8 protein-coding genes and 1 pseudogene are annotated in these 10,309 nt (G+C 70.8%); 1 reads left to right on the top strand and 8 read right to left on the bottom strand.

Annotated elements, in window-relative coordinates:
* The first annotated feature begins 302 nt into the window (after positions 1 to 302).
* Positions 303 to 1,217 (top strand): helix-turn-helix domain-containing protein, encoded by a 915-nt coding sequence (locus tag ACFY0D_RS39960; RefSeq protein WP_390802770.1) that lies wholly within the window; start codon positions 303 to 305, stop codon positions 1,215 to 1,217.
* A gap of 9 nt (positions 1,218 to 1,226) precedes the next feature.
* Here ACFY0D_RS39960 and ACFY0D_RS39965 read toward each other — a convergent pair whose 3' ends face one another.
* From ACFY0D_RS39965 to ACFY0D_RS40000, 8 genes and pseudogenes are all read right to left on the bottom strand, one after another.
* Positions 1,227 to 2,468, bottom strand: coding sequence for an acyltransferase family protein (locus ACFY0D_RS39965; RefSeq protein ID WP_390802771.1), 1,242 nt, complete (start codon positions 2,466 to 2,468; stop codon positions 1,227 to 1,229).
* Positions 2,469 to 2,609: 141 nt separating this feature from the next.
* Positions 2,610 to 3,863 (bottom strand): FG-GAP repeat domain-containing protein, encoded by a 1,254-nt coding sequence (locus ACFY0D_RS39970; protein ID WP_390802772.1) that lies wholly within the window; start codon positions 3,861 to 3,863, stop codon positions 2,610 to 2,612.
* On the bottom strand, positions 3,860 to 4,651 hold the full coding sequence (locus ACFY0D_RS39975) for a hypothetical protein (RefSeq protein WP_390802773.1): 792 nt from the start codon (positions 4,649 to 4,651) through the stop codon (positions 3,860 to 3,862). The genes ACFY0D_RS39970 and ACFY0D_RS39975 overlap by 4 nt, the downstream gene beginning before the upstream one ends.
* Positions 4,652 to 4,675: 24 nt before the next feature.
* A complete protein-coding gene (gene wecB / locus ACFY0D_RS39980; protein ID WP_390802774.1) occupies positions 4,676 to 5,872 on the bottom strand; it encodes a non-hydrolyzing UDP-N-acetylglucosamine 2-epimerase in 1,197 nt (398 codons plus the stop codon).
* 289 nt (positions 5,873 to 6,161) lie between these two features.
* A complete protein-coding gene (locus ACFY0D_RS39985) occupies positions 6,162 to 7,853 on the bottom strand; it encodes an FAD-dependent oxidoreductase (protein WP_390802775.1) in 1,692 nt (563 codons plus the stop codon).
* 6 nt (positions 7,854 to 7,859) lie between these two features.
* Entirely contained in the window at positions 7,860 to 9,155 is a 1,296-nt protein-coding gene (locus ACFY0D_RS39990) for an MFS transporter (RefSeq protein WP_390802776.1), read from the bottom strand.
* A gap of 8 nt (positions 9,156 to 9,163) precedes the next feature.
* On the bottom strand, positions 9,164 to 9,949 hold the full coding sequence (locus ACFY0D_RS39995) for an SDR family NAD(P)-dependent oxidoreductase (RefSeq protein ID WP_390802777.1): 786 nt from the start codon (positions 9,947 to 9,949) through the stop codon (positions 9,164 to 9,166).
* Between the two features lie 105 nt (positions 9,950 to 10,054).
* Positions 10,055 to 10,309, bottom strand: a pseudogene (locus ACFY0D_RS40000) (MFS transporter); the annotation flags it as partial.

Consider the following 10,309-nt stretch of genomic DNA (forward strand, 5'->3'; position numbering starts at 1 on the left):
TTCAGAATCGAGAAATCAACCGCCAGCATGAACTGCGCCACCAGCAGCACCACCAACACCAACCTGAGACGCCCATCCAGACGAACGGGCCCCTCAGTTCCCGTATCGACCCGCGCACCCTCGACGACCGACATCGCGAAACACTTCCTCTCGATCACGCAACGAGCTGTTGCGTCATCGACTCTGGACCGGTCGGAGAGGGTTACCCAGCCCCCTGGTTGTGCTGGCGCCGGGCAAGCTAGCACTCCCAGGGCCACCTTCACGGGCAGCGTTCGGCGCCCTCCCCCGGCACACTGGAACGCATGGACACACCGACTGCCCTGGGCGAGTTCCTCCGCACGCGTCGCGCCCAGCTCCAGCCCGAGGACGTCGGGCTCCCCTCCCACGGCACCCGCCGGCGCGTGCCCGGGCTGCGGCGTGAGGAGCTCGCCCTCCTGGCCGGCGTGAGCATCACCTATTACACGCACCTGGAGCAGGGGCAGAGCACGAACGCCTCGGACAGCGTCCTCGACGCCCTAGCCCGCGCCCTGCGCCTGAGCCCGGACGAGCACGCGCATCTGCTGAACCTCGCCCGGCCGCCGCGCGCCAAGCGGACCCAGTCGCCGCGTCCCGAGTACGTCCGTGACACCACGCGCCGCCTGATCACCGCGATGCCCCAGGTCCCGGCGGTCGTGCTGGACGGCCGCAACAACGTGCTCGCCTGGAATCCGCTGGGACACGCCCTGCTCGCGGGGCACGTCGACATCGCGAGCCCCGACGACCCAGCCGTACGCCCGAACCTCACGCGGATGCTGTTCCTGGACCCGCACACCCGGGAGCTCTACACGGACTGGAGGAGCGAGGCCCGGGTCGCCCTGGCTGCCCTGCGCCTGGTCGCCGGGCGCAATCCGGAGGACCGCGCGCTCGCCGAGCTCATCGGGTCGCTCATGCTGCAGAGCCCCGACTTCGCCTCGCTGTGGTCGAAGCACCCCGTACGGGACTGCACGGTCGGCACCAAGACCCTGCACCACCCGGTCGTGGGCCCGCTGACCCTGGATTTCGAGAACCTGCACCTCACCGACGGCACCAACCACCGGATGCTGCTCTACAGCGCCCCCGCGTCCTCGCCCTCCGACGCCGCCCTGCGCATGCTCTCCAGCCTGACCGCCGGTCCTACGGCGGGGCACGACAGGCCGAAGCCCGCGTCGGCGGATGCCGACGCGGGCGGGGAGCGGTAGGGCGGGGGGTCAGTCCCGGGCGGCCGCGGTGACCGGGGTCCGGTCACCGGAATCACCGGAATCACCGGAAGGCTCGTGGGCCGGGGCGGGTGCCGGAGCGGACGGCGTACGGGGCCTGGCGCGGCCGAAGCGGCGCATGGCGGGCATCTCGACGAAGCGGAACAGGAGCCAGCCGCCGAGCAGCGAGGCGGCGAAGAAGCCGGCGATCACCAGCAGGGCGACGGGGACGCCGTAGGTGTTCTCGCCCAGCAGCGAGCGCAGGTAGAAGATCGTGACGCCCTGGACGAGGTAGAAGCCGAAGGACACCTCGCCCAGCCACACCATGGGCCGGCTGCGCAGGAAGGTGGTCCGGTGGTCGACGTCGGCCTGTGCGGTGGCCCCGATGAGCGCGGCGACCGGGATGATCGTCGCGACGACGAATCCGTACTGGAACGGGGCGACGAGCGCGGCGGCGTAGCCGAGGACCGTGAGCACGAGGGAGACGCCGAAGCCGATACGGCGCGGCCACAGTCCCGCGAGGACGATCCGGGCGAGCAGGATGCCGAGGACGAACTCGAAGAGGCGGCCGGCCGGGAGCAGGTAGCCGAACCAGAACTGCATCCCGGAGATCGGCGTGATGGTGGACTTCGGGGTGTCGGGGACGAAGTAGGTGGCGATGAGCTGGAGGGCGACCATTCCGGCGATCATCGCGGCGCTCCAGCCCCACAGGGCGGTCCGGCCGCGGAGCCTGCGGATCGGGACGATGAGCGCCGGGAAGAGCATGTAGAAGAGCAGCTCGCTGCCGAGGGACCAGCTGGGCGGGTTGACGCTGAGGTTGACGGTGGGCTGCGGCCACCAGGTGTGGATGAGGAAGAGGTTCGGGAGCCAGTCGGCGACGCCGGTGACGGCCGAGCCGGCGAAGAGGATCATCGCGGCGGCGAAGACGACGAGGTGGTTCGGGAAGATCTTCAGCAGCCGGCGGCGGAGGAAGGCGGTGACGCGCTCGCCGGGCTTGGCGGCCCAGGCGAGGACGAAGCCCGAGAGGACGAAGAAGAAGGAGACTCCCAGGTAGCCGGCCTTGCCGAAGGCGGTGGAGAACCCGTCGGCGATCGAGGCGTCCGCGAAGGGGTTGACGGGCGCGTTCGGCGGGATCGGGGAGTCGGTGAGGGACGAGTGGAAGAAGAAGACGGAGAGCGCGGCGAAGAACCGCAGGCCGGTCAGTGAGGGCAGCTTCGCCCGCTTCGCGGCGTCGGGGGACGTCGTGGAGGCCACAGGGAATCGCTCTTTCGGGAGTGGGGTTCGTCGGGGACGGCCCGGGACCGTGCTCCGCCGTGCGGTGCGCGGTCCCGGTGGCGCGAAGGGGCGTACGGGACTGCCGGGAGGGGCGGAAGGGGCGGGAGGGGCGGAAGGGGCCTACTGCTCGATCTCGTTGCGGTAGACCATGAGCTTGGCGTCCTTGGCCACGTAGTAGTTCTGGACGGAGTACGCGATGGTGGCGAAGTCGAGGCGGCCGTCCCCGTTGAAGTCGGCCGTGGCGATGCGGGCGACGGACTCCTCGGAGACCCGCCACTTGGCCCAGACACCGTTGGCCGCGTCGATCGCCTTGTAGTACATGACGCCCTGCCAGGGCCACGGTCCGCGCAGCGCCACGAGGAACTCCTCGTCGCCGTCGCCGTCGAAGTCGGCGCAGACGATCTGGTGGCCGGGGCCCTCGCCGTTCTCGTTGGGGTCGCCGTACACGTCGAGCAGGACGCGGTTCCAGCCCTCGCCGCCCTCGTCCTTCGTGTAGACGGCCACGGTGTTGCCGTGGAAGGGCTCGATGGCGGCGACGTAGGCCATCGGGTCGCCGCCGAGCCGGCCGGCGTTGAGGTCGCCGCTGCCGCGGAAGCCGGTCTGCTCGAACTGGGTGAGCTCGCCGGTGCCGATCAGCTCGCGGATCCACTCCTGGCGGGCCTCGTCGAACCAGAGCCAGGTGACGCCCTCGTCGGAGGCGAGCAGCAGCGATTCGAGGTCGGAGCCGGGGATCAGGCCCTGCTTCTTCTCGGCGCCGTGGATCATCCGGAAGTGGCTGTCGTCGATGACGGTCATCGGCCACTCCTCCGCCGTGTGCACGTCGTCGGGCTGGGTGAACAGCACGACGGGGAGTACGGCGTGGACGTCCTCCTTCGCGACGATCGGCAGGCCGATGATCTGGAGCCGGTCGGTGCGGGTGAAGTGGCCGGCGCGCAGGCGGTGCATACCGGTGGCGCGGCCGACGTAGTGGCGCTTCCAGCGCGACTCGTCCTTGTCGGGGGTGCCCGGGTTCTCCAGCCAGTCGATCTTGCCGCCTTCGGTGTTGGCGTCGTGGATCGTGCCGATCGGGCCGTAGAGGTCGTAGCAGACGATGACGTCGGGGTGGCCGTTGCCGCTGACGTCGGCGAAGTCGGCGCCGACGGGCATCTTGATGCGGTCGGCTATCAGCCGGCGGGTCCAGTCGCCGTCGTTGGCGTACCAGTAGATCTCGCCGAGCCGCAGCCCGTAGCCGAACAGGTCGGGCTTGCCGTCGCCGTCGATGTCGGGGGCCTCCAGCCAGTAGCCGTCGCGGAGCTGGTTGGCGACGACCTCGGCGGTGAACTTCGGGGCGCGCAGGACGGTCTCGGGGTTCTTGCCGGTGCCGGTGGCGGTCATGAGGGGTTCTCCAGGGAGGTGAGGGCGGTGAGGGCGGTCGCGGGGCGGAGGGTGCGCAGCGCGCGGGGTACGGGGTGGTACTCGATGGCGAGCCAGATGCAGTCGGTGTCGGCCCGGTACTGGTGCCAGGGGTAGTGGTACGTGCACTGGGGGCCGGTGGCGCAGAACGGGTCCGGGGTGGTGTAGCCGGGGCTCATCAGGACGTCCTGGTAGAGCGAGGCGTGGTCGCTGTCCCGGAAGCGCTGCATCCGGCCCAGGCCGTGGACCTGGGTGTGGACCTCGATGAAGTCGTGCTGGTTGTGGACGGCGCAGTCGGTGCCGGCGGGTGAGAACCAGAGGTTGGCGCGGACGTTGAACTCGCGCAGGTCCATGGCGCTCTCGCGCTCGCCGAGTACGTGGGCCGGGTCGAACAGGACGGTGTTGATGTCGTCCTGGGGGCTGCGGTGGAGGGCGGTCTCGCGGGGGAACTCGCCGGGGCCGAGCAGGTCGGCGAGGTGGGACCAGCCGGGTTCCGTGGTGATGCCGGTGATGTCGGTGCCGTCGGGGGCGGTGCGCAGCAGGAGGAGCGCGTCGGCCTTCTCGATGCGGGTGTCGGCGAGGACGGTCGAGGAGAGCGGGGGGATGGTCTTGCGGGGTTCCTCCGCGATGGTCACGGGCGTCACGCCGGGGTTGACGACGATGGTGCGGCCTTCGACGGTGTAGTCCACGGCGTCGCGGACGAGCGCGGCCCTCAGGTACGGGGTGCTGAAGTTCAGCGGGCGTTCGACGGCGGACGGGGTGGCGCTCATGCGGTGGCTTCCTCTCTCCGGGGTTCAGGTGCGGGCGAAGTCGGCCGTACGGGCGAGCTCGACGCTGAGCTCGTCGACGGCGCTGTCGGGGACGAAGGGCTCGGGCGCGGGGCCCAGGCCGAAGAAGTGGGCGAGGGCGGCGACCGTGCGGGTGGTGGCCTGTCCGTCGCCGTACGGGTTGGCGGCGGTGGCCATCCGGTCGTACTCGGCGCGGTCGCGCAGGAGGGCCAGAGTGCGGGTGACGATGCCCTCGGTGGCCGTTCCGACCAGGCAGGCGGTGCCGGCGACGATGGCCTCGGACCGCTCGGTGACGTCGCCGAGGACCAGGGTGGGCTTGCCGAGCGCGGGCCCTTCCTCCTGGCTGCCGCTGCTGTCCGAGACGATGACGTCGGCGCGGGCCATGAGCTTGCAGAAGCTGAGGTAGGGCAGCGGGTCGACGACGGTGATGCTGGGGTGGCTGCCGATGTGCGGGAGGAGTGCCTCGCGGACGACGGGGTTGCGGTGCAGCGGGACGACGACGCGCACACCGGGCTCGTCGGCGATCCGGGCCAGGGCCTGGCCGATCTGCGGCAGGTGCGGCCATGCCTCGCGGCGGTGCGCGGAGGCCAGGACGACCCGGCGCGGGTCACGGTCGAGGTCGGCCAGGGCCGGGTCGCCGTAGCTCTCGGCGCGGCCGCTGGCCCAGCGCAGGGCGTCGATGACGGTGTTGCCGGTGACGGTGATCGTGTCGGCGGCGATGCCCTCGCGCAGCAGGTTCGCCAGGTTGCCGGGGGTGGGGGCCAGGTGGAGGGCGGCGACCTGGGCGACGAGCCGTCTGTTGCCCTCCTCGGGGAAGGGCGAGCCGAGCCGGCCGCTGCGCAGTCCGGCCTCGACGTGGACGACGGGGATCCGCTGGTGGAATCCGGCCAGGGCTCCGGTGAGGGTGGTGGCGGTGTCGCCGTGGACCAGGACCGCGTCGGCGGGCGCGGTCGCGAAGTAGTCCTCCAGGCCCCGCAGCGAGCGGTAGGTGACCTGGGAGAGGGTCTGCTTGGGGGCCATCACTTTCAGGTCGACGTCGGCGGTGAGGCCGAAGGCTTCGAGGGTCTCGTCCAGCATCTGGCGGTGCTGCCCGGTGGAGATCACGACGGGCTCGAAGCGCGGGTCGTCCTGGAGGGCGCGGATGACGGGCGCGAACTTGATGGCTTCCGGCCGGGTGCCGAGGACTACGGCGACGGAACGCATGGCTTCCTCTACTTTCTGACGCGTTGGGAATCGAGCCGTGGCGGGGCGTGCGAGGGCGCGGCGCGGCGGGTGCCGCGGGCCCGTCGAGAGGTGGTGGCCAGGGGATCGGATCTCACTGCGAGGGGCTTTTCAGCTGCCCTCTTCCGGCCAAGACACAGCTTTCCCGGAGCCGGCCGGGGAGTCAACGAACGCCCGCGGCCACTCGAACGGTTGGCCGGGAACGACAGAAGCCCCGCACTCCGGAGTCCGGAGTACGGGGCTTTTGACCAGGGGTTACGGGTGGACGGTGTCAGCCTCGGGCAGGCTTGACCGACATGGAGTGGCGGAAGAAGTCGGAGGGGTCGTACTTCCTCTTCACCTGCTGCAGGCGCGGGTAGTTGTCCTTGTAGTAGAGGGTCTGCCAGGGCACACCGGACCTGTTGCGCCGGGGGTCGGTGATGTCACGGTCGGGGTAGTTGATGTAGCAGCCGTCGGTGCTGTCGTCGATCAGCGGTACGCCGCCGGTCGCCGAGAAGAAGTCCTCGTACAGGTCGCGCAGCCAGCCCAGGTAGTACGCGTCCTCGCCCTCGTCCTGCCAGAAGGTCTGGAAGCACATCTTGAAGATGGACGAGCGCTGCGCGTTGGCCGTCGCGTCGGGCGCGGCCGCGTTGACCTGCCCGCCGAAGGAGAAGAGCACCAGCATGGTGTCCGGGTTCTTGAAGTCCGGCCGGCTCATGTACCGGTAGAGCGCGGAGATCTGATGGTCCGTGAAGTTCTTGCGCATGTACGCGGACTTGTGCGCGCCGCGTGAGGTGGGGTTGGTGATGACCGGGTTGTTGGTGCCGACCAGTCTGGTCGCCTGGAGCCAGGGCAGGGTCCTGGGCTCCGCGAACTGTGGCAGGGCGGGCAGCTCGCCGGTGGGACGGGTGAGTGCCTTGGGGGTGACTCCCGTACCGGCCGTGATGGCCGCCAGGTAGTCGTCGAGCAGTTTTCTCGCGTTCGGCACCGTCGCGTCGACCTGGGTGAACATGCCCAGGCTGCCGTGTGCCTTGGAGCTGACGTTGAACAGGCTGGAGAGATTGCGGTACGGGGAGTCGGGCGCACTGTTGGCGGCGTGCCAGGCACCGAAGTTCTTCAGCAGCCGGGTGAACTTCGCCTCCGTCAACTGCTCCCAGGGGAAGTCGACGGCGCTCACCAGCACCGTCGACGGCGGGGAGATCAGCTGTTCGGAGGGTTCGGAGCCCTTCGCGCCCGGGGAGCGGAACCAGTAGCGGGTCACCAGGCCGAAGTTGCCGCCGCCCCCGCCGGTGTGCGCCCACCACAGCTCCCGGTTCGGGTCGTTCTTCTCCCGGGTGGCCACGACGGTGCGTACACCGCCCTTCCCGTCCGTCACCACGACCTCCACGGCGTAGAGGTGGTCGACGACCAGGCCGTGGGCCCGGGAGAGCAGTCCGTAGCCACCGCCGGCTATGTGCCCGCCGGCTCCGACGCTGTAGCAGATGCCGCCGGGGATGGTGACGCCCCAGCCCTTGTAGAGGGCCTCGTACACGTTGATCAGGCGGGCGCCCGCCTCGACGACGAACGCGCGGAACTTCGGGTCGTAGCCGACGTGCGTCATCTCCGAGAAGTCGATGATGACCTGGGTGCCGGAGTGGGCGGCGAAGTCGGCGAAGCAGTGGCCGCCGCTGCGCACCGACACCCGCTTGCCCGCCCGTACGGCGTCTCTCAGCGCGCGTTCGGCGTCCGCCGTCGAGCGGACCATCTTGATGTAGTCCGGGCGGGCCACGAAGCGCTGGTTGTTGCCGGTGGTGAGCATTTCGTAGCGCGGATCCCCCGGCCTGACGACGGATCCGGTCCCGGCGGCCGCGGCGCGGGCCGCGTCGCCGGAGGCGCTCGGGGCGGCTGCTGCCGCCACGGGGCCGGACAGGGCGCCGGCCACCGCCGCGCCTCCGACGACGGCCGCGCTGCGGGTGAGCATGGTCCGGCGATCGACACCGTTCATGTGCGTCTACCTCGACTTCTGTTCGACGATGGAGTGGGTGCCGTGCCCGGCACCTGGTGCGTTCGTGAGTGGTGCGGTGGGGAGCTCTGCCCCGGGCTGCGGGTGCGGCCCGCCGCTTCCTTGGCTGTCGCCGCTCCCGAGGCTGCCGTGGCTGCCGTGGCCGCGGCGGTCGAGGCGGCCGGAGAGGGCTGCGGTGCCCAGACCGGCCGCGGCCAGTCCGGCACCGATCCAGGTCGGTGAGGTCCACCCGAGGCCGTGGGCGACGGCGAGGCCGCCGAGCCAGGCCCCGAGGGCGTTACCGAGGTTGAAGGCCGCGATGTTCGCCGCGGAGGCGAGGGCCGGGGCCCCGGCGGCCTGCTGCATCACACGTGCTTGCAGCGGCGGCACCGTCGCGAATCCGATCGCCCCGAAGGCGGCCAGGGTGATCGCGGCGGGCACGGCGGCGTGCGAGGTGAAGGTGAAGATCACCAGTACCAGGCAGAGGCCGCCGAGGATGAGGTACAGGCTGGGCATCAGGGACCGGTCGGCGGCCCGGCCGCCGAGTACGTTGCCCACGCACAGCCCGGCACCGAAGAGGACGAGGAGCCAGGCGACCGCGCCGTCGGAGAAGCCGGCCAGTTCCGTCATCATCGGCGCGAGGTAGGTGAAGGAGGCGAAGACCCCGCCGAAACCGAGGACCGTGGTCGTCAGTGCCAGCCATACCTGGGGCCTGCGGAAGACGGCGAGTTCACCGCGCAGGGCTCCGCGTTCCGGCGCGGGCTGCGCCGGCACCAGGGCGATCAGACCGAGCAGTCCGACGACCCCGATGCCGGTGACCGCCCAGAAGGTCGAACGCCAGCCGAACTCCTGGCCCAGGAAGGTGCCCAGCGGTACGCCGAGCACATTGGCCAGGGTGAGGCCGGTGAACATCAGGGCGATGGCGCTGGCCCGCCGGTCGGGGGCCACCAGGTCGGCGGCGACGACGGAGCCGATCCCGAAGAACGCCCCGTGCGTGAGGGCGGCGATCAGCCGCCCGCCCATGAGAGCGGTGTAGTCGCCGGCCAGGGCGCAGAGCAGGTTGCCGGCGATGAAGATCGCCATGAGGACGACGAGCATGGTCTTGCGCGGCAGCCGGGCACCTGCCGCGGTCATCAGCGGTGCGCCGACGACCACGCCGAGGGCGTAGCCGGTGACCAGCATGCCGGCGGAGGGGATGGAGACGGACAGGTCGTCGGCGACTTCCGGGAGCAGACCGACGATGACGAATTCGGTCGTCCCGATGCCGAAGGCACCTATGGCGAGGGCGAGGAGGGAAGCGCGCATCGGCCCGGTCAGACCTGTCGCAGGGCGCCGCCGTCGACGCTCCACTCGGCGCCGGTGACCTGCCCCGCGAGGGGCGAGAGCAGGTACGCGATGACGCCGGCGACATCGTCGGGGCTGCCGATCCGGCCGCTGGGGAGTCGGCGCACCTCTCGGATGAAGTGGTCGACGGCCTCGTCGGCCGGGAGGCCGAACCGCTCGCCGAGCTGCTCGGCGAACCCGCCGGGAGCGTCGAAGAGCGCGGTCCGGGTGGGCCCGGGCGAGACCACGTTGGAGCGCACGCCGCGGACGCCGAACTCCGCTGCGAGGGACTTGGAGAGGGAGAGCAGCGCCGTCTTGGTGGCGGCGTAGTCGACGATGCCCGGGTCGGGGAAGCGGGCGGCCTCGCTCGCGATGTGTACGACGGCGCCCGCTCCGGTGTCCAGGAGCGCGGGGAGGGCCGCGCGGGTCATGCGGACCGCGGAGTGGAAGTTGACCTCGAAGGTGCTCTTCCACTGCTCGTCGGTCACGTCGAGGAAGCCGGTACGGGACTCCAGAGCGCCGACGTTGTTGACGAGGCCGTCGAGCCGGCCGTGGCGTTCGACGACCGTGTCGGCCACGTGGCGGGCGGCGTCGGGGTCGGTGAGGTCGGCGGCGACGGTGCTGACCCGGTCGCCGAGGGCTTCGGTGCTCCAGGGCTTGCGGGCGACGCCGACGACGGTGGCGCCTTCGGCGGCCAGGAGGCGGACGGTTGCCTCGCCGATTCCGGACGACGCACCGGTCACGAGGTACACACGGTCTTCGATACGGAGGTCCATCACGTTCCTTGAGAAGAGGAGACCTTGGGGAGGGGCGCCCCGGCACGGTCGGGGGGAAGAGAACCGTGCCGGGGCGCCTCGGGGGGGGAGGGCCGGTCAGGGGGCTCAGCCGGCGGCGGCGAGGTCCTTCGCGGCCTTGTTCCGGAGGAAGAGGGCGGTGGTGAGGGTGCCGACGAGGACGATCGCGGTGTTCACGATGACCGCGGTCGTGATCCCCGCATGGATGTCGGTGTTGGCCGCCGCGATCGCCGACATGATCGGCGTGCCCATCGTGATACCGACCTGCTGCGTCATCGTCGCCAGCCCCGTCGCCATACCCTGCTCGTGATCCGGCAGACCCGTCGTCGCCGTCACCATGAA

The organism is Streptomyces sp. NPDC001502 (genome assembly GCF_042894785.1).
Classification (GTDB): Bacteria; Actinomycetota; Actinomycetes; order Streptomycetales; family Streptomycetaceae; genus Streptomyces; species Streptomyces kutzneri.

Excerpts from the sequence above, each read along its gene's own strand:
- ACFY0D_RS39985 (WP_390802775.1), bottom strand. The coding sequence starts at position 7,853 with ATGAACGGTGTCGATCGCCGGACCATGCTCACCCGCAGCGCGGCCGTC.
- ACFY0D_RS39970 (WP_390802772.1), bottom strand. The coding sequence starts at position 3,863 with ATGACCGCCACCGGCACCGGCAAGAACCCCGAGACCGTCCTGCGCGCC.
- ACFY0D_RS39995 (WP_390802777.1), bottom strand. The coding sequence starts at position 9,949 with ATGGACCTCCGTATCGAAGACCGTGTGTACCTCGTGACCGGTGCGTCG.
- ACFY0D_RS39975 (WP_390802773.1), bottom strand. The coding sequence starts at position 4,651 with ATGAGCGCCACCCCGTCCGCCGTCGAACGCCCGCTGAACTTCAGCACC.
- ACFY0D_RS39990 (WP_390802776.1), bottom strand. The coding sequence starts at position 9,155 with ATGCGCGCTTCCCTCCTCGCCCTCGCCATAGGTGCCTTCGGCATCGGG.
- ACFY0D_RS39960 (WP_390802770.1), top strand. The coding sequence starts at position 303 with ATGGACACACCGACTGCCCTGGGCGAGTTCCTCCGCACGCGTCGCGCC.
- wecB (WP_390802774.1), bottom strand. The coding sequence starts at position 5,872 with ATGCGTTCCGTCGCCGTAGTCCTCGGCACCCGGCCGGAAGCCATCAAG.